At 68.6% G+C, this 20,009-nt stretch carries 20 protein-coding genes; 17 read left to right on the top strand and 3 right to left on the bottom strand.

All coding sequences use genetic code 11. The annotated features are described in order from the left end of the window. The gene (locus EJO66_RS28470) at window positions 1-987 is read right to left on the bottom strand and encodes an NAD-dependent epimerase/dehydratase family protein (RefSeq protein ID WP_125966734.1); all 987 of its coding nucleotides are present in this window, start codon (window positions 985-987) and stop codon (window positions 1-3) included. Between the two features lie 96 nt (window positions 988-1,083). On the opposite strand from EJO66_RS28470, the gene EJO66_RS28475 reads away from it, so the two are divergent. The 9 genes from EJO66_RS28475 to EJO66_RS28515 all read left to right on the top strand — a co-directional run bounded on the left by EJO66_RS28475 (window position 1,084) and on the right by EJO66_RS28515 (window position 10,617). Continuing rightward, window positions 1,084-2,019, top strand: coding sequence for a LysR family transcriptional regulator (locus EJO66_RS28475; RefSeq protein WP_124961315.1), 936 nt, complete (start codon window positions 1,084-1,086; stop codon window positions 2,017-2,019). After that, complete coding sequence (locus EJO66_RS28480) at window positions 2,016-2,516, top strand: hypothetical protein (protein WP_124961314.1); 501 nt, start codon at window positions 2,016-2,018, stop codon at window positions 2,514-2,516. The genes EJO66_RS28475 and EJO66_RS28480 overlap by 4 nt, the downstream gene beginning before the upstream one ends. 355 nt (window positions 2,517-2,871) lie before the next feature. Continuing rightward, window positions 2,872-3,909: an aliphatic amidase gene (locus EJO66_RS28485; RefSeq protein ID WP_124961313.1), complete on the top strand. Its 1,038-nt coding sequence runs from the start codon at window positions 2,872-2,874 to the stop codon at window positions 3,907-3,909. A 43-nt stretch (window positions 3,910-3,952) separates the two neighbouring features. Further along, complete coding sequence (locus tag EJO66_RS28490) at window positions 3,953-5,266, top strand: purine-cytosine permease family protein (protein ID WP_125966735.1); 1,314 nt, start codon at window positions 3,953-3,955, stop codon at window positions 5,264-5,266. A 27-nt stretch (window positions 5,267-5,293) separates the two neighbouring features. After that, on the top strand, window positions 5,294-6,304 hold the full coding sequence (locus tag EJO66_RS28495) for an alpha/beta fold hydrolase (RefSeq protein WP_125966736.1): 1,011 nt from the start codon (window positions 5,294-5,296) through the stop codon (window positions 6,302-6,304). Continuing rightward, window positions 6,301-7,119 (top strand): CbbQ/NirQ/NorQ/GpvN family protein, encoded by an 819-nt coding sequence (locus tag EJO66_RS28500; protein ID WP_124961310.1) that lies wholly within the window; start codon window positions 6,301-6,303, stop codon window positions 7,117-7,119. Before EJO66_RS28495 ends, EJO66_RS28500 begins: the two co-directional genes overlap by 4 nt. Then, window positions 7,116-8,777: a nitric oxide reductase activation protein NorD gene (locus EJO66_RS28505; protein ID WP_125966737.1), complete on the top strand. Its 1,662-nt coding sequence runs from the start codon at window positions 7,116-7,118 to the stop codon at window positions 8,775-8,777. Before EJO66_RS28500 ends, EJO66_RS28505 begins: the two co-directional genes overlap by 4 nt. A gap of 36 nt (window positions 8,778-8,813) precedes the next feature. Continuing rightward, the gene (locus EJO66_RS28510; RefSeq protein WP_124961308.1) at window positions 8,814-9,968 is read left to right on the top strand and encodes a transporter substrate-binding domain-containing protein; all 1,155 of its coding nucleotides are present in this window, start codon (window positions 8,814-8,816) and stop codon (window positions 9,966-9,968) included. Window position 9,969: 1 nt separating this feature from the next. Continuing rightward, window positions 9,970-10,617: an ANTAR domain-containing response regulator gene (locus tag EJO66_RS28515; protein ID WP_124961307.1), complete on the top strand. Its 648-nt coding sequence runs from the start codon at window positions 9,970-9,972 to the stop codon at window positions 10,615-10,617. 4 nt (window positions 10,618-10,621) lie between these two features. On the opposite strand, the gene EJO66_RS28520 is transcribed toward EJO66_RS28515, so the two are convergent. Then, window positions 10,622-11,512: a LysR family transcriptional regulator gene (locus EJO66_RS28520; RefSeq protein WP_124961306.1), complete on the bottom strand. Its 891-nt coding sequence runs from the start codon at window positions 11,510-11,512 to the stop codon at window positions 10,622-10,624. Window positions 11,513-11,602: 90 nt separating this feature from the next. Between EJO66_RS28520 and EJO66_RS28525 the strand changes: the two genes are divergently transcribed. Together EJO66_RS28525 and EJO66_RS28530 are read left to right on the top strand one after the other, a co-directional pair. Next, window positions 11,603-11,794 (top strand): YjiS-like domain-containing protein, encoded by a 192-nt coding sequence (locus EJO66_RS28525; RefSeq protein WP_124961305.1) that lies wholly within the window; start codon window positions 11,603-11,605, stop codon window positions 11,792-11,794. Window positions 11,795-11,822: 28 nt separating this feature from the next. Continuing rightward, a complete protein-coding gene (locus EJO66_RS28530; RefSeq protein ID WP_125966738.1) occupies window positions 11,823-13,502 on the top strand; it encodes a hypothetical protein in 1,680 nt (559 codons plus the stop codon). Here EJO66_RS28530 and EJO66_RS28535 read toward each other — a convergent pair whose 3' ends face one another. Further along, on the bottom strand, window positions 13,503-14,534 hold the full coding sequence (locus tag EJO66_RS28535) for a LacI family DNA-binding transcriptional regulator (RefSeq protein WP_125966739.1): 1,032 nt from the start codon (window positions 14,532-14,534) through the stop codon (window positions 13,503-13,505). A gap of 148 nt (window positions 14,535-14,682) precedes the next feature. Between EJO66_RS28535 and EJO66_RS28540 the strand changes: the two genes are divergently transcribed. The 6 genes from EJO66_RS28540 (at window position 14,683) to EJO66_RS28565 (ending at window position 20,009) form a co-directional block, all read left to right on the top strand. Continuing rightward, on the top strand, window positions 14,683-15,549 hold the full coding sequence (locus tag EJO66_RS28540; RefSeq protein WP_124962257.1) for a dioxygenase family protein: 867 nt from the start codon (window positions 14,683-14,685) through the stop codon (window positions 15,547-15,549). Between the two features lie 17 nt (window positions 15,550-15,566). Next, complete coding sequence (locus EJO66_RS28545) at window positions 15,567-16,331, top strand: SDR family NAD(P)-dependent oxidoreductase (RefSeq protein ID WP_125966740.1); 765 nt, start codon at window positions 15,567-15,569, stop codon at window positions 16,329-16,331. After that, window positions 16,328-17,218 carry a beta-keto acid cleavage family enzyme gene (locus tag EJO66_RS28550; RefSeq protein ID WP_124962259.1) on the top strand — a complete coding sequence of 297 codons (891 nt, stop codon included), beginning with the start codon at window positions 16,328-16,330 and terminating at the stop codon, window positions 17,216-17,218. The genes EJO66_RS28545 and EJO66_RS28550 overlap by 4 nt, the downstream gene beginning before the upstream one ends. Before the next feature lie 347 nt (window positions 17,219-17,565). Next, window positions 17,566-18,564, top strand: coding sequence for a quinone oxidoreductase family protein (locus tag EJO66_RS28555; RefSeq protein WP_125966741.1), 999 nt, complete (start codon window positions 17,566-17,568; stop codon window positions 18,562-18,564). 28 nt (window positions 18,565-18,592) lie between these two features. Next, entirely contained in the window at window positions 18,593-18,955 is a 363-nt protein-coding gene (locus EJO66_RS28560; protein WP_124962261.1) for a cupin domain-containing protein, read from the top strand. 58 nt (window positions 18,956-19,013) lie between these two features. Next, window positions 19,014-20,009: a tripartite tricarboxylate transporter substrate binding protein gene (locus EJO66_RS28565; RefSeq protein WP_125966742.1), complete on the top strand. Its 996-nt coding sequence runs from the start codon at window positions 19,014-19,016 to the stop codon at window positions 20,007-20,009.

Raw genomic sequence — 20,009 nt, forward strand, 5'->3', positions numbered from 1 at the left:
TCAGGCGGCCACGGCCGCCGGCGCGGCACCGAGGCTGCCCATGCCGTCGAGCGCGGCCTCGACCGCCTCGTCGAGCGGCGTGTGCGGCTCGCGCCCGAGGAACGCCACCAGCTTCGCGTTGTCCATCTGCACCGGCGTTTGCCACAGGTAGCGCATCTCGCGCATTTCGCGAAAGGTGGTGACGAAGGGCGAGGCCCACGTCAGCAGCCACCACGGGAAGGCCGACACGCGCGGCACGGCACCCGTGCGGCGCGCCACCACCTGGCGGATCGCACCGCTCATGCGCGTGCCGTCGGCATCCCAGTGGCCGGCCATGTGAAAGCGCGCGAAGGGCTCGAGCCTGTCGCGGCGCGCCAGCAGCTCGACCATGGCGCGGGCTACGTCCGGCAGGTAAGACCACTGATGGCCCAGCCCGGGGCGGCCAAGGTCGCTCACGGCCTTGACCGGCCGCCCCGCCTTCACCAGCCCCTGCGAGAACCAGTTGTTGCCGGGCCTCGGGCCGAAGAAATCGCCGGCCCGCACGATCAGCACGCGGGTGCCGCCGCGACTGGCTTCTTCGAGGCGCCTTTCCATCTCGACTCGGATCGCGCCCTTGCGGGTGACCGGATGCTGCGGCGAATCTTCGGTCAGCAGCGGAAAAGCGTCGGGGCCGAAGTTGTAGACCGTGCCGGGCAGCACGAGGGTGGCGCCTTCGGCCTTGGCGGCGGCAATCGTGTTGTCGAGCATCGGCAGCACCAGCTGCGCCCACCCCCGGTAGCCGGGTGGGTTGACCGCATGCACGATCACCGCACAGCCCTCGGCCGCCTTCATGACGGCCTGCGGGTCCATGGCGTCGCCGGCGAGCCAGGTGATGCCGTCCTCCCGGCCTTCGACCGCGCCGCGCTTCAGCGCCCGCACCTGCCACCCGGCGTCGCGCAACTGGCGGGCCACTTCGCCGCCGATGCCGCCCGTCGCCCCCAGAACCAGAACCGTGTCGTCGCGTGCCATGAAATGCTCCAGAACAGTTGTTAATGGAATGAATTCTGGGTTGGATGACGTTCAACTGAAATTGCCGAACATGAGCTATCAGCTATACATTGATGCATGACCTCGAACATCGGATGGGAGCTTTACCGCTCGTTCCTCGGCGTGCTGCGCGAGGGCTCGCTCTCCGGCGCCGCACGCGCACTCGGCATCACCCAGCCCACGGCCGGGCGCCATGTCGCCGCGCTCGAAAAGGCGCTGGGCGTGGTGCTCTTCACGCGCTCTCAAGTGGGCCTGATGCCCACCGAGGTGGCGCTGGCGCTGCAAACGCATGCCGAGGCCATGGAAAGTACCGCCGCCTCGCTCGAGCGAGCCGCCACCAGCCAGGGCGAGGGCGTGCGCGGCGTGGTGCGCATCTCCGCGAGCGAGGTGATCGGCGTGGAAGTGCTGCCGCCCATCGTCGCGCGGCTGCGCGAGCAACACCCGGCCCTGAAGGTCGAGTTGGTGTCGACCAACCGCGTCCAGGACCTGCTGCGGCGCGAGGCCGACATCGCCGTGCGCATGGTGCGGCCAAAGCAGGAGCAGCTCGTCGCACGCCGCATCGGCAAGGTCGAGCTCGGCTTCCACGCGCGCAAGGAGTACCTGCTCCGCCACGGGACGCCGCGCAGGATGGAAGAACTCGCGGGCCATGCAGTGATCGGCTACGACCAGCCCTCGGCTTTCGTGCGCAACGCAGGCAAGGCGCTCCAGGGCTATGGCCGCGAGGCCTTTTCTCTGCGCACCGACAGCGATCTCGCGCAGCTGGCGCTGATCCGCGCGGGCGCGGGCATCGGCATCTGCCAGGTCGGGCTGGCCCGGCGCAACGAGGCGCTGATTCGCGTGTTGCCGCGCACCTTCTCGATGAAGCTCGAGACATGGGTCACGATGCACGAGGACCTGCGCAACAGCCCGCGCTGCCGCGCCGCCTTCGATGCACTGGTCGAAGGGCTGCAGCACTACATCGGCTCCCAGGCGCAGGCGAAAATGGGCCGCGCACGAACCCGAGCATCCGAATGACCGAAGCCACAGACTCCACCGACTCCGACACCCTCCCCCTGCACGAACCCCGCCTCTGGCGTGACGGCCAATGGACCGCCCGCGTCATCAAGAACGAGGAAGACGACGGCTGGGCCGTCGAGATGACGCGCCACGGCGACCCCGAGCCGGCGCTGGTCGGCCCCTGGACCATGGGCCGCGACAAGAAGAATCCGAAGCCGCTCGACGGGCCCGCGTTCTCCACGCTGGTGAAGACCGCCGCCGAGGTGATTCGCCGCCACGAGCAGCAGCTGCACGCCACGCTCAACAAGAGCGTGACCGTCACGGCGCAGGGCGGCCGGCGCATTCGCGTGTCGCTCGCCATCGTGCCCGACGAGGACAACCCCTCGGCCACGCTGAGCGCACACGACGACGAAGACGACAGCGAACTCGCGAGCGTCAACGTCTCGCCTGCCTTCAGGCTCACGTCCGGCAGCGCCACCGGCTGGATCGAAGCCGACTTCGCCCGCCCGCGCTGACCGGCCGCGCTGACGGCAGCGCGGCGCCGGTGTGCGCGCGAGTACCACACGTTCTGCGTATCCGCCAATAAGCGAAAGAACGTATGTTCACGCAGGGGTGAGTTGAGAAGAATCCGCCCCAACGAGCAATCGTTTTCAGTCCTTCATTCATACGACCCCCGCTGCCAGTGCTGCCAGCGAGGGGTCGGGCAACAAAGCCCGAACCGGTTTCAACACCGGTTCGGGCTTTTTTGTTTTTCGGTCGCAACGAAGCCTTTTCAAAACGGATGCGCGCCATCCGGGGGCGCAGCTTTGGCCGCCCCGAGTGAGGAAATTTCCTTCTTTCCCTTCAACCACCCCTACCAGGAGCAGCGTCATGAGACATGGTGATATTTCGAGCAGCAACGATTGCGTGGGCGTCGCGGTCGTCAACTACAAGATGCCCCGCCTGCACACCAAGGCCGAGGTGCTCGACAACGCACGCAAGATCGGCGAGATGCTGGTCGGCATGAAGAAAGGCCTGCCGGGCATGGACCTGGTGATCTTTCCCGAGTATTCGACACACGGGATCATGTACGACGCCAAGGAGATGTACGACACCGCATCCGCGATCCCCGGCGAGGAGACCGCGATCTTCGCGGACGCCTGCCGCCGCGCCAACGTGTGGGGCGTGTTCTCGCTGACCGGCGAGCGCCACGAGGAGCACCCGAACAAGGCGCCCTACAACACGCTGATCCTCATGAACAACGAGGGCGAGATCGTCCAGAAGTACCGCAAGATCATGCCGTGGGTTCCCATCGAGGGCTGGTACCCGGGCGACTGCACCTACGTGAGCGAAGGCCCCAAGGGCATGAAGATGAGCCTGATCATCTGCGACGACGGCAACTACCCCGAGATCTGGCGCGACTGCGCGATGCGCGGCGCCGAACTGATCATCCGCTGCCAGGGCTACATGTACCCGGCCAAGGAACAGCAGATCCTGGTGTCGAAGGCCATGGCCTTCATGAACAACACCTACGTGGCGGTGGCCAACGCGGCGGGCTTCGACGGCGTGTACTCGTACTTCGGGCACTCGGCGCTCATCGGCTTCGACGGCCGCACGCTGGGCGAATGCGGCGAGGAAGAAATGGGCATCAACTACGCCGAGCTCTCGATGGGCCTGATCCGCGATGCGCGCAGGAACGGCCAGTCGCAGAACCACCTCTTCAAGCTGGTGCACCGCGGCTACACCGGCACCATCAACTCGGGCGACGGCGACAAGGGCGTGGCGGCCTGCCCCTACAACTTCTACACGCAGTGGATCAACGACCCCGAGGGCACGCGCGAGATGGTGGAGTCGTTCACGCGCAGCACCGTCGGCACGCCCGAGTGCCCGATCGATGGCATTCCAAACGAGCCGGCCACGCATCGCTGACCTGGCGACCGGCCCTTCCACGTTCAACCACAAAAGGTACGCCATGACACAGACACATGTTGACGACAAGGTCCTCGGCGAAGAGTACGAGCACGACCCGGTTCCGCTCTCCAAGCGGCGCAGCACCTTCTCGGTCTCGATGGTGTGGCTCGGGTTCCCGATGATCATCACGGGCGCCATGACCGGCTCCATCCTGGTGGCGGGCATGGGCTTCCGGTCCGCGCTGCTCGCGATGATCGTGGGCAACCTGCTGATGTTCGCGTACGTGGGATCGCTGGGCGTCCTGGGCACGGCGCGCGGCCACAACTTCGCGCTGCTGGCAAGCGCCAGCTTCGGCAAGAAGGGCTACGTTTTCGCCTCGGGTCTGCTGTCGACCTTGCTGCTGGGCTGGTACGCGGTGCAGACCGGCATCACGGGCAACCTGATGCACACAGCCTTCAAGTTCGACTACCTGACGATGACGATAGCGGCGGGCGTGCTGTACGTGGGCATCACATTCGTCGGCATCCGCGGCCTTCATTGGATCGGCATGGTGTCGGTGCCATTGTTCGTGGTGCTGGGCGGTTGGGTGGCGTTGCATTCGGCCGGCGCGGCGGGATGGGGCAAGGTGCTGTCGTATGCCGGCACGCAGCCCGCGCTGCCGATGTCTTTCGGTGTCGGTCTGACCATTGTGGTGGCGCTGTTCATCGACGCGGGCACGGTCACGGCCGACTTCAACCGCTGGGCCGCCGACCGCAAGAGCTCGCTGATCGCCACAGCCTGCGCCTTTCCCGTGGCCAACCTGGTCGCCATGCTGGTCGGCGGCGTCATGACGGCCGCCCTGGCGCTGCCGCAACCGCAGCCCTTCGGACTGGACAACATGTTCGGCTACCTGCTCGCGCAGAACGCGCCCTGGCTGGCCGTGGTGGCCTTCGTGTTTCTGCTGTGCAACCTGGGCTCGGTCTGTGCGCACTGCCTCTACAACTCGGCCGTGGGCTGGTCGCGCATCGGCAACGGCCGCATGCGCGTGTTCGCAGTGGTGCTCGCGGCCGCGGGCATCGCGATTGCGGCGGCCAACGTGTGGGCGCTGTTCATTCCGTGGTTGTCGCTGCTGGGCATCCTGGTGCCGCCGATCGGCGCCATCCTGATCGCCGACCTGTACTTCGTGCGGCCCGGTGCCGCCATCGGCGCCGACTGGCGCCCGCGCGCCTTCATCGCCTGGGGCGCGGGCTCGCTGGTGGCCTACGCCACCGAGACGATGGCACCGCAGCTGTCGACGGCCGTGGCGGCCTTCATTGCGGCGGGCATCTGCTACGTCGCGCTCCACACCGGCAGCGCCGCGACAGTGGCGGCGACCGCGCCGTCCATCAAGAACTGAACCCCTCTTTCGAAAGCGACAACGACCATGGACTACGAAATCTTCGACCTCGGCGACGTGCCTCTGCAACGCGGTGCGACGCTGCGCAATGCCAGGCTCGCCTACAAGACCTACGGCAAGCTCGACGCCGACAAGGGCAACGTGATCGTCTATCCGACCTGGTACTCGGGCCAGCACTACGACAACGAATGGCTGATCGGCCCGGGCATGGCGCTCGACCCCGGGAAGTACTTCATCATCGTGCCGAACATGCTGGGCAACGGCCTCTCTTCGTCGCCCAGCAACACGCCCGAACCGTACAACCTGTCGCGCTTTCCGGACATCACGCTCTATGACAACGTCCGGCTGCAGCACCGCCTGGTCACGGAGAAGTTCGGCATCGAACGCATCGCGCTCGTCACAGGCTGGTCGATGGGCGCGCAGCAGACCAACCAGTGGGGCTGCCTGTACCCCGACATGGTGCAGCGCATCGCGCCGTTCTGCGGCTCGGCCAGGACGGCGCCCCACAACATCGTGTTTCTCGAGGGCGTGAAGGCGGCGCTCACGGCCGACGCGGCGTGGAATGGCGGCTGGTACAGCGCGCCGCCGAGCAAGGGCCTGCGCGCGGTGGGCCGCGTGTACGCGGGCTGGGGACTGTCGCAACCCTTCTACATGCAGGAACTGTGGCGCGAGCTGGGCTTCAGTTCACTCGAAGACTTCCTGGTCGGCTTCTGGGAAGGCTTCTTCTTGCAGAAGGACGCGAACAATCTGCTCGCGATGCTGTGGTCATGGCAGCACGGCGACATCAGTGACAACCCGGTGTTCAAGGGCGACTTCAAGAAGGCGCTGGGCGCCATCAAGGCGCGCGCCATCGTGATGCCGGCCGAGCGCGACCTGTACTTTCCCGTGGCCGACAACGAGTGGGAGGTTTCGCACATGCCGAACGCGGAGTGCCGCCCGATCCCGGGCGTGTGGGGCCATTTCGCAGGCGGCGGCAGCAGCCCCGTCGACACCCGCTTCATCGACACCGCCCTCAAGGAACTGCTCGCCACGCCATGAATGCCGCCGTCCCCGATCCGCTTGCCGGCTACCACATCGAGGCCGAGCCCTTCTACCGGCCCGCAGGCAACGAGGTGGCGCTCTACAGGCAAGCCTATCGCCACCGCATGCCGTTGATCCTCAAGGGACCGACCGGCTGCGGAAAGACGCGCTTCGTGGAGCACATGGCGTGGTCGCTCGGGCGGCCGCTGGTCACGCTCGCCTGCAACGAGGACATGACGGCGTCGGACCTCGTGGGGCGCTACCTGCTCGACGCCAACGGCACGGCCTGGCACGACGGGCCACTGACGCTGGCGGTGCGCCACGGCGGCATCTGCTACCTCGACGAGGTGGTGGAGGCGCGGCAGGACACCACGGTGGTGATCCACCCGCTGACCGACGCGCGCCGCATCCTGCCGCTCGACAAGAAGGGCGAGCTGGTGCACGCGCACCCTGATTTCCAGCTGGTGGTCTCATACAACCCCGGCTACCAGAGCAGCGCGAAGGACATGAAGCCTTCGACCCGGCAGCGCTTCGCGGCGCTGGAATTCGACTACCCCCACAGCGGCCTCGAAGCGGAAATCGTCGCGCACGAGGCTGCGGTCGGGCTCGACCTGGCCGCGAAGCTGGTGGCCATTGCGCGCTGCTCGCGCGAGCTCAAGCACCGCGGGCTCGACGAGGGCGTGTCGACGCGCATGCTGATCTACGCGGGCGTGCTGATCCGCGACGGCGTGTCGCCGCGCGACAGCTGCGAGATGACGATGACGCGCGCCCTGACCGATGACCCCGACATGGCCAGCGCGCTGCAGGGCTTCGTCGAAGCGCAGTTCGGATGAAAGACAGTTTCGCCGCACTGGCCCTGTTCGCCCGTGGGCTGGCGGGTGTCGACATCGAGGTACAGCCGCTCGAAGGCAATGCAGGCACGCGAGCGGTGCTGGCGGGCCAGCGGCTGCTGCTCCCTGCGCAGGACGACGGCAGCAGCGACGGTGAGCGACTGCGCTGCGCCATGGTGGCCCATGCGGTCGCGCACCTGCGCCACTCCCAGCCCGCCCGGCCCGCGCGCACGCTCAAGCCCATGGGCATCGCCATCGTCTCTGCCATCGAAGACGCACGCGTGGAGCGGCTGCTGTGCCGCGACTTCCCCGGGGTACACGGCTGGTTCGCCGGATCGCTCGCGCCCGCGCCCGACCCGCTGGACCTGGGCTTTGCGGCGCTCGTCTCGCGCATGGACCGCGTGCTGATGCTGCCCGCCTGGCAGGACGACAACCACTGGGTCAACAAGGCGCGCCGCCTGTTCGACGAGACCGTCGCCTCTGCGGGGCTGGAAGACTACGGCGCCTTCCGTACGATCGCGTCGATCCTGGCCAACGACCTGGGCCAGATGCGCGTGCGCTTCGATCCGCAGCACTACGCAGTGCCGGCGCCGTACCGCGACGACAACAGTTATTTGTGGGATTTCGGCGAGGCCGAAACGCCACCCGACGAAGCCATCGCACTGCAGCAGCCGGGCTCCCGGCCGCCACCGCCGACCGATGCTGCGAATCCAAGCGATGGCCCGTTGCCCGAAGGCGCCGCCGAACTGGAACTGGGCCGCTACAGCTACCCCGAATGGGACCGCAAGCTCGAACGCCTGCGGCCCGGCTGGTGCACGGTGATCGAGAAGCTTCCGGCATGGCAGGGTCTCTTGCCGGTGCGTGAACAACAAACGGCCGCCAGCAACACCACCGAGCGCCTGACCCCGCTCGCGCTGCCCCGCGCCCGTCAGCTCGACCGCACGCACCGCCTGCGCCGCCAATGGGAAGGCGACGACGTCGACCTGAACGCCGCCATCGAGGTGCTGGTCGACCGCCGCCTGCGGCTGCGCCCCGATCCGCGCCTCTTCATGCGCCCCGGCAAGGCGCCGCGCCCAAGCAGCGTGCTGGTGCTGCTCGACCTGTCGGAATCGGCGAACGACCCTGTCCATGGCGGTGCGCGTTCGCTGCTCGACGTCGAAAAGCAAGCCGCGCTGCTGCTGGCGGGCTCGAACGCACGCGGCGCCGACCGGTTCGCCATCCACGGCTTCTCGTCCAACACGCGCGCAGAGGTCTACTACTACCGCCTGCTGGAATTCGGCAGGCCGCTCGAGGCGCCATCGCGCGCCGTGATCGGCGCGGTGCGCGGCCGCTACTCCACACGCATCGGCGCCGCGCTGCGCCATGCCGCATCGCACCTGCGCACCGAGCCTTCAGGCCAGCGCGCGATATTGCTCGTGACCGACGGCGCCCCTTCCGACATCGACGTGCACGACCCCAAGTACCTGATCGAAGACGCCCGCATGGCCGTCGCCGAGGCGCGCGAAGCCGGCGTGCGCACGGCCTGCATCGCGGTAGACAGCGCAGCCGACGCGTACGTGCGCCGCATCTTCGGCTGGCGCAACTATTGCATCGCCGACGACGCACGCAGCCTGCCCGCGCGGCTCGCGCGCATGAGCGCGCGGCTGGCCGCCGCAAACTGAGGAGAATGATGGTTCACACAACCAGGAGACATCCCCGTGGCTGACAAGGACCCCCTCCGGGTCGGCATCCTTTACTCGGAAACCGGCGTCACCTCGACGATCGGGCTGTCGCAGCTGCAGGGCGCGCTGCTCGCCATCGAGGAGATCAACGAAGCCGGCGGCGTCGACGGCCGCGAGATCGTGGCAATGCGCTACGACCCGCAATCGAACCCCGCGCGCTATGCACAGCTGGCCGAGCAGCTGATCGTGCAGGATCGCGTCAACGTGATCTTCGGCTGCTACATGTCGAGCAGCCGCAAGGCCGTGATCCCGGTGGTCGAGAAGTGGAACAAGCTGCTGTTCTACCCCACGCTCTACGAGGGCTTCGAGTACTCGGGGAACGTCATCTACACCGGCGCCGCACCCAATCAGAACAGTGTGCAGCTGGCCGAGTTCATGACCACGAACTTCGGTTCGCGCGTGTACCTGATCGGCTCCGACTACATCTATCCCTACGAGTCGAACCGCATCATGGGCGAACTGGTGATGCAGCGTCCCGGCAGCGAGAAGCTCGGCGAGCGCTACGTGGCGCTCGATGCCACCGAAAAGGACTACCGCGCGATCATGGACGACATCCGCCACAAGCGGCCCGACTTCATCTTCTCGACCGTGGTGGGCGACTCCACAGCGAGCCTCTACCGCGCGTACGCGGAAGCGGGCTTCGATCCGAAGACGATGCCGATCTCGAGCCTCACCACGTCGGAGGCCGAGGTCTCGCAGATGGGCCCCGGCGTGGCCACGGGGCACTTCACCGCGGCGCCGTATTTCCAGTCCATCGACTCGGCCGCCAACCGGCGCTGCCTCGCGCGGCTGCGCGAACGCTTCGGCGACGGCTGCGTGCCCAACCTGTGCTGGGAGGCCTCGTATTTCCAGATGCACATCTTCGCCAATGCATTCCGCCAATCGGGCAGCGACGGCATTGCGGAGATCCTGCCGCACATCCTGGGCAGCGAATTCGATGCGCCGCAGGGGCGCGTGAAGATCGATCCGGCGAACCATCACACCTGCCTTTACCCGCGCATCGGGCGGGTCGATGTGCACGGGCAGTTCACCATCGTGCGGCAGGCGACGCGCGCGGTGTACCCCGATCCCTATCTGGTCACTCATTCCCTGGGCGACTGGACGGCCAGGCTCGATACGCTGGAGCTCTAGGATGGACGGCGCCGCCCCCAAGCGACACACCCTGCGGGTGACGCCGCCGCAGCTGAAAGAGCTGCGCCTGCTGAAGATCGCGGTGATCCACCCGGACGACGCCGACGGCCGGCAGCTCACGCAGCAGCTGCAGCGCATCGGCTGCCAGGTGCAGGCCTTCTGGCCGCCGGTGCAGGTGCTTCCCGAGGGCATCGACGTGGCCTTCATGGCGGTGCAGCCCGACTTCATCAACCTGCGCTTCGAGTGGACCCAGAGCGAAGATGCGCCCGCCATCATCGCCGTGGTCACCTACGAGAATCCGACCATCGTCGAGGCCGTGCTGGAGATCGGCGCCAAGGCGGTGCTGCCCTCGCCGGTGCGTTCCTTCGGGTTGCTCTCTGCATTGGTGGTGGCGCGCGAGGCGCACAAGGAAAGCCGTTCGCTCGCGCGGCGCCTGCGCAAGGTCGAGGCCAAGCTGCTCGGCGTGCGGCAGCTCGCCGAAGCCAAGAGCATTCTCATGAAGACGCACAGCGTTTCCGAAGGGCAGGCACACGACCTGATCCGCGACCAGGCGATGAGCAAGCGCACGACCATGGAAGAGATCGCCGGGGCCATCGTCAACGCCAACGAGATCCTTTCGCTCGGCGCACGCAGACCCGGCCAGAGTTGAAGAATCAGAGCTGGCGAAAGGCCGTCAGCACCTGCAGCACGCTTTGCGTGGCGCCGTCGAGCAGGGCGCGTTGGCGGTGCGCAATGCCGAGGCGGCGCGTGAGCCTGGGCGTGATCGGCAGGATCTGCATGCGCTCGTTCAGCGCTGCGTCGGTGGTCTGCTGCAGCGGCAGCAGCGCGGCGCCGTAGCCGGCCGCCACCAGGCTGCGGATCGCGGCGTCGTAGTTGAGCTCGATGCGCGCACGCGGCGCGAAGCCGGCCGCCGCGAACCACTCCATCGAGAGCCGGTACATGTGGGTGGTGGCGTCGTTGAAGATCAGCGGCTGCGCGGCCAGCCAGGCCGGCGTGACGCGCTTGGGCGCCTTCCAGCGCTGCGGCACGAAGGCCATCATGGCCTGGTCGCGCCAGGGCGTGACGACCAGCTCGCGCAGCGGCGGCTGCGGCGTGGCCACCAGCCCGATGTCGAGCGTGCCGGCGGCCAGCCGCGCCATTGCCTCGTACGAACCGAGGATGCTGACCTCCACGTCGATGCCGGCATGCCGGGCGCCCAGCGCTTCGAGCACCTGCGGCAGCAAGTCGACCACCACGCCGGTGGAAGTGCCGAGCCGCACGCGGCCCGTGCGGCCTTCGGCCTGGCGCTTGACGGCCTCGACGGCATCGTCGGTGTCGCGCAGCAGCTTGCGCCCGCGCTCGACCAGCGCCGCGCCGGCCGCCGTGGGCGTGACGCGGCGGTTGCCGCGCACCACCAGCTGCGCATCCAGGCGCGATTCGAGTTCGCTGATGTGCAGGCTCACCGTGGGCTGCGCGAGATGCAGCGCCTTGGCCGCCGCCGAGAAGGTGCCGAGATCGGCGATGGCGATGAGCGTGCGGAGTTGGTCGAGGTTGAGCTGTCGCATCAGGAATGCTGATTGAAGGTGTCAGAAATCTCAACTTCCACAATAGCATGCGCCGCCGCAAGATGAGCGCTCCCCCACAAGGAGACCATCGTGACCGCGCCGACGCACTCGCCCTTTCATCAACGCCTGATGCATGCCCTGCGCAGCTGGCGCCGCCGCGCCGTGGAGCGCCGCCGCGCCCACATGGACGCTCGGCACCTGGCCGGCATGAGCGAGCACGAACTGCGCGACCTGGGCATCGGCCGCAGCGAGGTGGCCGGATTGCTCGACCGGCATCGCTGACCACCGGATTTGAGGTTCAATCCGGGGCGTGCCCCAAACCGCTGCCCCCACCCCGCTTTCCATCGAACTCACCTCGCCGCAATCGGTCAACGGCCAGCGCGCGGCGTTCCAGTCGCTCTGGCTGCTCGCACGCATGAAGCACGCGCACGATGCCGAAAGCGGCCTCGTGCGGCTGGCCGACCTGCGCGGCGAAGTCTCCGACGCGAGCACGCTGCGCATGGTCGTGAGCCGTGCGTTCCGCGACTTCAAGGCCTGGCACATCGAGGTCGGCTGGGGCGAGGACACGCAGCGCGAGCCGCGCTTCCTGAACGCCGAGCGGCGCAGCCAGGGGCCGTTCTGGCTGCCGCCCGCCGAGGCGAAGCGCGTGCGCATGCTGGTGGGCGGCCGCGCGGCGACACCCGCCGAGGTGGCTTCCTTCCTGGGGCTGCGCCCGCGCAAGGCCCGCGCGGGCGCGCCCGGCTCGGCGCCGCCCGATGCGGTGCACCTGCAGGACGCCGCGTTCTGGAAGCAGCTGGTGGCCGCGCAGCAGGCGGCGCGGCAAGGCCGGCTGATGGCACCGGTGGCGGGCGGCAGCGCAGCCGGGTCGTCGGCCAGTGCGCTGGAGTCGATCCGCCTGGCCGGCACGCTGGCCGCCACCGATTTCCAGCGCGCGCTGGTCACGCTCAACGAAGCGATGCTGTGGCGCCGCCTCGGCGACAACGAGCAGGCGCGCCGCCGCCTGCAGGCACTCAAGAAGCAGCGCCTGGCCCACCATGTGGCGGGCAACGACTACCTGGGTGCGATGGAATGCATCGTCTCGGCCTGGTGCGCCTACACCGCGCGCGACCTGCCGCTCGCGCAATCGCTGCTGGGCGGCATGGCGAACGATGCGGCGCGCAGCCTGGTGCTGCGGCACCACCCCGATGTGCGCTTCGAGTGGTGCAACCTGTGGGCGCTGGTGTGCCGCTCGCGCGCGCTCGGGCTTTCCGGCGAGGACAAGCCAACCGCCGCGGCGCTCGCCGAAGAGTCGCTGCAGCGCTTCGGCGAGGCATTGGCGGCCGCCTTCGAGTCGCACTCCTTCGACGCGGCGCAGCACGTGGCGGCCAACATGGGCATGGCCGCGTGGCTGTTCGACCGCGTGGGCCTGTCCGACCTGCCGGCACTCGCGCACGACGGGCACGCCGACACCACGCGCCGCGCGGTTCAGTGGATCGCCTTCAGCGAATGGCTCTGCGGCCACACCGACGGCCAGGGCCGCTCGGCCTGGAACGCGATCTACCTGATGCGCATCGCGCGCGGCCATTGCCGGCCCGAACCGCAGCCCACGCTCGCGCAGTTCCGCGCGCAGGAGCCGCTGGACCCGGCCGCAATCTCGCAGCTCGCCGGGCCGCTCGCAGACGCCTTCGATGCCGCGCATTGGCCCGCGCGCTGGGTCGAGGTGGCGCAGGCGCGGCTGGCCGACCACCAGGCCGGCCGGCGCCGCTACCCCGGCCTGCAGCATTGCAGCCTGCTGTTCGAGCACGCCTGGTATGCGGCGCATGCGGGCGACCTGAAGGCGGCCGAGCAGTCGCTGGCGTCATTGCGCGAAGCCTTGCCGCAGCTGGTGCCGAGCGACCGCGCCTATTTCACCGAGTCGTGGAACGACACACTGCCGGCCGAGCTGGTGCTCGAAGCCAGGCCGCCGCGGCGGCCGGCGGCGCGCAGGAAAACCGTGCGCCGAGCCAGCTAGTCAGCGCGTGGCCGGCGCGCCGGTCGACTTGCGCACCACGAGTTCGGGCCGCAGCACCACGGTCGATGCCGACATGGCACGGCCGTCGATCTCCTCGAACAGCATCTCGGCCGCGCGCCAGCCGAGCTCGCGGTGCGGCAGGCGGATGGTGGTGAGCGGGGGGTCGACCATGTCGACCAGCGGCATGTCGTTGTGGCCGGTGACCGAGATGTCCTTCGGCACGCGCAGGCCGGCCTGGCGCAGCGCGTCGTAGGCGCCCAGCGCCACGAGGTCGTTGCAGCACACCACGGCCTGCGGGGCCGGGCCGGCCTCGAGCATCTGCCGCATGGCGGCCGCGCCGGCCTCGCGGCTGTAGCTCTCGCACTCGACCACGCGCAGCGGCTTCATGCGGTGGTCGCGCAGCGCCTGCTCCAGGCCCAGGCGCCGGCCCACGCCGGTCGGAATGTTCTGCGGCCCCGCCAGGTGCGCGATGCGCTTGTGGCCCAGGCCCACGAGGTGGTCGACCGCGAGCTTCATCGCGAGCCGGTCGTCGCTCACCACGGCCGGCAGGCGGCCGGTTTCGTCGGCGCGGTTGACCAGCACCGCCGTCATGCCGGCCTTGGCGACGAAGTCGACCAGCGGATCGTCGCGCGTGGCGGTGGCCAGGATCACGCCGTCGACGCGCTGCGCCAGCATGCGCTCGAGCACCGGCCGCGCGAGCGCAGGGTCGACCACGTTGGTCACGAACACGAAGTACCCGCGCGCCGCCGCACTGGCCTCGATGCCCTGCAGGATCGGCGGGAACACCGCATTGGTGATGTCGGGCACCAGCACGCCGATGGTGTGGGTGCGGCCCGTGCGCAGGGCCGAGGCCGCGCGGTTGGGCCTGTAGCCCAGGCGCTGCGCGGCCTCCTCCACCACGCGCAGCACCTCGTCGCTGATCAGCGATCGTTTCTCGGGGCTGAGCGCGCGCGACACGGTCGACACATGCACGCCGGCCGCGCGGGCGACGTCGCGGATGGTCACGGGGGAAGAAGGCGAGGGGGTGCTCATGGGCTGATTGGTGCAAACGATTGTCGCCCGGGTGGGACTCTGGAATGGCTTTCCGGTATTCCCAGGTCGGCTAACAGGGTCATTTTACTTTCTGCCGGTTTGGACTAAGATCGTGCAAACGATTGCACGAAACCCCGATGAGACTCCCATGAACATCGCCACTTCCCCCGACTCGGTGCTGGGCTTCGCGCTCCAGGCCATGGAGCGCACGCCCGATGCGCGCCTTCGAACCGTGATGAACGCGCTCACGCGCCATCTGCATGCCTTCGTCCAGGAGGTGAAGCTGACCGAAGAGGAGTTCGAGCAGGCGCTCGAATTCATCGTCGCCATCGGCCAGGCCACGGGCGAGAAGAAGAACGAGGTGGTGCTGGCGGCCGACATCCTCGGCGTCTCCACCGTGGTGGCGCTGCAGAACAACCAGGACCCGCACGGCGAATCGCCGGCCGCGCTGCTCGGCCCGTTCTGGCGCGCGAACTCGCCGGCCTGCGCGTTGGGCGACAGCATCGCGCGCTCGGGCACGCCGGGCCTTCCGCTCGCGGTGGCAGGCACGGTGCGCAATGCGCGGGGCGAACCGATCGCAGGCGCCACGGTCGACGTATGGCAGGCCTCGCCCATCGGCCTCTACGAAAACCAGGACCCGGCGCAGGAAGACATGAACCTGCGCGGCCGCTTCACCACCGACGCGCAGGGGCGTTTCCACTTCCGCAGCGTGCGGCCGGCCGGCTACCCGGTGCCGACCGACGGGCCCTGCGGCGTGCTGCTGCGCGCGCAGCAGCGCCACCCCAACCGCCCCGCGCACCTGCACTTCATGGTGAGCAAGCCGGGCCACAAGGTGCTGACCACGCAGGTGTTCGCCGATGACGACGAGAACCTCGAGAGCGATCCGACCTTCGGCGTGACGCAGCGGCTGATCGGCTGCTTCGCGCTGGCGCCCGACGGCCAGAGCGCCACGCTGCAATACGACTTCCAGCTCGAGCCGGGCGAGATGAAGTTCCCGCGCCCACCCATCCCCTGAACCCACGTTTGCATCCCATGAGCTTCGATCCTGTTTCCCGACTCGACGGCAAGGTCGCCGTCATCACCGGCGGCCTTGGGGCCATCGGCTACGCCACGGCCCTGCGCCTTGCAGCGCTCGGCGCCACCTGCGTGCTGCTGCACCGCAAGGGCGACGATGCGGCTGCCCGCGCGGCCGCCCTGCCCTCTGCCAGCGGACAACGCCACACGGCGATCCGTGCCGACATCGTCGACACGCCGAGCCTGCAGGCCGCGGCCGCCGAGGTGAAAGCCACGCACGGGCGCTGCGACATCCTGGTCAACAGCGCGGGCCACACGCAGCCCGTTCCGGCGGGCGATCTCGACGCCTTGACCGACGAGCTCATCGACGAACTGCTGCGCGCCAACTTCCGCGGCGTGTTCGCGACCATCCGCGCCTTCGCGCCGATGCTCAAGGACAGCGGCGACGGGCTCGTTGCCAACATCTCGTCGATCGCTGGCTTCACGGGCGTGGGCAGCAACCTCGCGTACGTGGCGGCCAAGGCCGGGCTCGACGTGGTGGGCGATGCGCTGGCCAAGGCGCTGGCGCCGGTGGTGCGCGTGGTGTCCATCTCGCCGGGCGCGGTCGAATCGGGCTTCGTGCCGGGCCGCGGCGCGGAGTTCGCCAGCAAGATGGCGAGCACCACGCCGCTCGGGCGCATCGGCAAGCCCGACGACGTGGCCGCCGCAGTGGAAGCGCTCGCGACGACGATGCGCTTCGTCACCGGCACGCGCATCGTGGTCGATGGAGGGCGCCACCTGTGAGCACCGCCAAGACGCTCATCACCTGCGCCGTCACGGGCAACCTCGTGAAGCCCGAGCAGACGCCGCACCTGCCGATCACGCCGGTGCAGATCGCCGACGAATGCCTGGCCGCGGCCGAGGCCGGCGCGGCGCAGGTGCACATCCACGTGCGCCATCCCGAGACCGGCAAGCCTTCGATGGAGGTCGAGCTCTACCGCGAGGTGGTCGACCGCATCCGGCGCAGCAATCGCGAACTGGTCATCAACCTCACGACCGGCCCCGGAGGGCGCTTCATTCCGAGCGAAGACGATCCGAAGATCGCCGCACCCGGCACCACGCTGCTGCCGCCCGAAAAGCGCGTGGAACACATCGCGCTGATCAGGCCCGACGTGTGCTCGCTCGATCTCAACACCATGAACTCCGGCCCCGACGTGGTGATGAACACGCCGAAGAATGTGCGCCGCATGGCCAGGGTGATCCGCGAGGCGGGCGTGAAGCCCGAGCTGGAGATCTTCGATTCGGGCGACATCAACCTCGCGCTCGACCTGATCGCCGACGGCACGCTCGACGGTCCCGCGATGTGGACATTCGTCCTCGGCGTGAAGTACGGTTTCGCGCCCACACCCGAGACGCTGCTCTACGCACGCAACATGCTGCCGCGCGGCGCGTTCTGGAGCGCCTTCGGCATCGGGCGCATGGAGTTCCCGATCGTCGCGCAGGCGTGGCTGCTGGGCGGCCATGTGCGCGTGGGCATGGAGGACAACATCTACCTCGAGAAGGGCGTGCTGGCCAAGAGCAATGCGCAGCTGGTGGCGAAGGCGCGCGAGATCCTGCTGAGCCTGGGCGGCGAGGTTGCCAATCCACGCGAGGCGCGCGCCATGCTGGGCTTGCCTGGTGCGGGGAGCTAGGAGATGGGAACTTGCTTCTCTGCTGTGTCTGAGGTGCGTTGTTCGGGACGCGCTCCCGCCGACGGGGTACCTTACTCCGCGAATGTCCCCCGGCCTGCGGCCTCCTCCTTGATTTCGCTGCGCAAGGCACCCCATCGACGGGAGCGTTATGCGCAGCGGTCGTTGATCAGCGATGCACCCCGAGCGTGCCCTGTGCACAGGGCATCGAGTGCTCCTCGCAGCGAAATAAAGGAGGAGCTGAAGGCGGGGGACATTCGCGGAGGGGAGTACCCGGTGGCCTGTGCACGCGCTCTGAACAACAGCGCCAAGAACAAAAGAACGCCCAAACAACACAAGCACTCCGCAACATGAGCACCGACACGCCCCACACCTCCCACGCACTGCGCGTGAACGAAAAGGCCGCCAACCTCGAGGCACTGCAACTCGAAGCCGCGCCGCAGCCCGAACCCACCGCGCCCCCCGGCCACGCCGTGGTGCAAGTCGCCGCCGCCGCGGTCAACCCGAGCGACGTGAAAGCCACGCTGGGCCTCATGCCGCAAGCCGTGTGGCCCCGCACGCCGGGCCGCGACTTCGCGGGCACCGTGGTCAGCGGTCCCAGCGAATGGATCGGCCGCGAAGTCTACGGCTCGGGCGGCGACATCGGCATCACGCGCGACGGCTCGCATGCGCGCTATCTCGTGCTGCCCGAAGCCGCGCTGCGCGCCAAGCCCCAGGGCATCTCGATGGACGAGGCCGGCGCGGTGGGCGTGCCCTTCGTCACCGCCTACGAAGGCTTCAGGCGCAGCGGCATGCCGCAGGCCGGGCAGACCGTGCTGGTGCTCGGCGCCAACGGCAAGGTCGGCCAGGCGGCGGTGCAGCTGGCCTCGCAGGCCGGTGCGCGCGTGATCGCGGTGCAGCGCCGCGCCGGGCCGTTCGAAGGCTTCGCGTGCGGGCCGGTCGACGTGATCGATGCGCGCCACCATGCCGACGTGGGCGCGCAGGTGCGCGAGCTCACCAGCGGGCGCGGCGCGAACATCGTCTACAACACCGTGGGCAGCGCCTACTTCGAGGCTGCCAACAAGGCCATGGCCAAGGGCGCGACGCAGATCTTCATCGCGACGCACGAACGCGCGGTGCCCTTCGACATCTTCGCGTTCTACCGCGGCATGCACACCTTCGTGGGCATCGACTCGCTCGCGATGGACTGCGTGGCCTCCACCGCCCAACTCGACGCGATGCGCGAAGGCTTCGAGCGCGGCACGCTCAAGCCCTTTCCCGTGGCGCGGCACTTCAGGCTCGAGGAAGCGATGGACGCCTACCGGCTGGTGCTCTCGGGCAGCACCGATCGCGTCGTGCTGCGCCCCTGAAGATGAACCGCAACCGAGGAACACCGCCATGCACGTGACCCGTTTCAGCGAAGCGCCGCACTACGAGGCGCCCAACCATTTCGACATGCGCTGCCTGCGCCTGCAGGGCAAGGAGGCCGGGCCTTCGACGCAGATGTGGATGGGCATGAGCCAGATCCTGCCCGGCGGCCATACCGGGCTCGACGGCTCGCCGATGGAAAAGCTCTACCTCGTGCTCGAAGGCCAGCTCCATGTGGTCGGCGAGCTCGACGGCGCGCACCAGGAAGAAGTGCTCGGCCCCTACGACAGCTGCCGCTTCGCGCCCGGCGAAAAGCGCCAACTGGAAAACCGCGGCAACCGGCCGGTGCTGGTGGCACTGGTGATGCCGAACAGCGCGCCGCCGCCGGGCTAGCGCGCCTTGCCCTCAGTCATTCATCGCTCGCACAAACAAATCAACGGAGACAAGACGCATGAAGAAGACATTCAACACCTGGAGCCGCCGGCAGGCGCTCACCGCAGCCGCAGCGCTCGCGGCCATCGGCACGCTCGGCGTCGCACACGCGCAGAACGCCTGGCCCGGCACGCAGCCGATCAAGCTCGTGGTGCCCTTCACCGCAGGCAGCGGCACCGACATCGTCGCGCGGCTCGTGGCCGAGAAGCTCGGGCCTGCGCTGGGCACCAGCGTGGTGGTGGACAACAAGCCCGGCGCGGGCGGCACGCTGGGTGCGGCCATCACGGCCAAGGCGCCGGCCGATGGCTACACGCTGCTGGTGCATTCGGCCGGGCACCTGGTGAATCCGTGGATCTACAAGGGCCTGTCGTACGACACGATCAAGGACTTCACCGGCATCACGCCGATGGCAAGCCTGCCCAACGTGCTGGTCACCGCGCCTTCGCACTTCGCGAACGTGCAGGACCTGGTCGCGAAGGCCAAGGCCAGGCCGGGCGGCCTCAACTACGGCTCCGCGGGCAACGGCTCGGCCACGCACATGAATGCCGAGGTGTTCCGCCTCGCGGCCGGGCTCGATGCGCAGCACGTGCCCTTCCGCGGCACGCCCGAGGCCATGACCGAGGTGATGGCCGGGCGCGTCGACTGGTTCTTCGCGCCGATGGTGTCGGCCCTGCCGCTCATCAAGAGCGGCAAGCTGCAGGCGCTGGCCGTGGGCACCGCGAAGCGCTCGCCGGCGCTGCCCGAGGCGCCCACCACGGTGGAAGCCGGCGTGCCGGGTTCCGAGTACCTGTTCTGGGTCGGTCTCTTCGCACCCGCGAAGACGCCGCAGCCGGTGGTGGACCGGCTGCAGGCCGAGGTCGCGAAGATCATGGCTTCGCCCGAACTCAAGGAACGGCTCGACAAGCTCGGCGCCGAGCCCTTCACGATGCCGTCGGCGCAGTTCAACAAGTTCATCGCCGACGAGACGGCCAAGGCGCAGCAGGTGGTCAAGGCCGCGAGCATCAAGGTGGATTGA

The organism is Variovorax beijingensis (assembly GCF_003951285.1).
Classification (GTDB): Bacteria; Pseudomonadota; Gammaproteobacteria; order Burkholderiales; family Burkholderiaceae_C; genus Variovorax; species Variovorax beijingensis.

Excerpts from the sequence above, each read along its gene's own strand:
- EJO66_RS28555 (WP_125966741.1), top strand. The coding sequence starts at position 17,566 with ATGAGCACCGACACGCCCCACACCTCCCACGCACTGCGCGTGAACGAA.
- EJO66_RS28500 (WP_124961310.1), top strand. The coding sequence starts at position 6,301 with ATGAATGCCGCCGTCCCCGATCCGCTTGCCGGCTACCACATCGAGGCC.
- EJO66_RS28475 (WP_124961315.1), top strand. The coding sequence starts at position 1,084 with ATGACCTCGAACATCGGATGGGAGCTTTACCGCTCGTTCCTCGGCGTG.
- EJO66_RS28505 (WP_125966737.1), top strand. The coding sequence starts at position 7,116 with ATGAAAGACAGTTTCGCCGCACTGGCCCTGTTCGCCCGTGGGCTGGCG.
- EJO66_RS28495 (WP_125966736.1), top strand. The coding sequence starts at position 5,294 with ATGGACTACGAAATCTTCGACCTCGGCGACGTGCCTCTGCAACGCGGT.
- EJO66_RS28515 (WP_124961307.1), top strand. The coding sequence starts at position 9,970 with ATGGACGGCGCCGCCCCCAAGCGACACACCCTGCGGGTGACGCCGCCG.
- EJO66_RS28545 (WP_125966740.1), top strand. The coding sequence starts at position 15,567 with ATGAGCTTCGATCCTGTTTCCCGACTCGACGGCAAGGTCGCCGTCATC.
- EJO66_RS28565 (WP_125966742.1), top strand. The coding sequence starts at position 19,014 with ATGAAGAAGACATTCAACACCTGGAGCCGCCGGCAGGCGCTCACCGCA.
- EJO66_RS28470 (WP_125966734.1), bottom strand. The coding sequence starts at position 987 with ATGGCACGCGACGACACGGTTCTGGTTCTGGGGGCGACGGGCGGCATC.
- EJO66_RS28485 (WP_124961313.1), top strand. The coding sequence starts at position 2,872 with ATGAGACATGGTGATATTTCGAGCAGCAACGATTGCGTGGGCGTCGCG.
- EJO66_RS28560 (WP_124962261.1), top strand. The coding sequence starts at position 18,593 with ATGCACGTGACCCGTTTCAGCGAAGCGCCGCACTACGAGGCGCCCAAC.
- EJO66_RS28480 (WP_124961314.1), top strand. The coding sequence starts at position 2,016 with ATGACCGAAGCCACAGACTCCACCGACTCCGACACCCTCCCCCTGCAC.
- EJO66_RS28520 (WP_124961306.1), bottom strand. The coding sequence starts at position 11,512 with ATGCGACAGCTCAACCTCGACCAACTCCGCACGCTCATCGCCATCGCC.
- EJO66_RS28540 (WP_124962257.1), top strand. The coding sequence starts at position 14,683 with ATGAACATCGCCACTTCCCCCGACTCGGTGCTGGGCTTCGCGCTCCAG.
- EJO66_RS28535 (WP_125966739.1), bottom strand. The coding sequence starts at position 14,534 with ATGAGCACCCCCTCGCCTTCTTCCCCCGTGACCATCCGCGACGTCGCC.
- EJO66_RS28490 (WP_125966735.1), top strand. The coding sequence starts at position 3,953 with ATGACACAGACACATGTTGACGACAAGGTCCTCGGCGAAGAGTACGAG.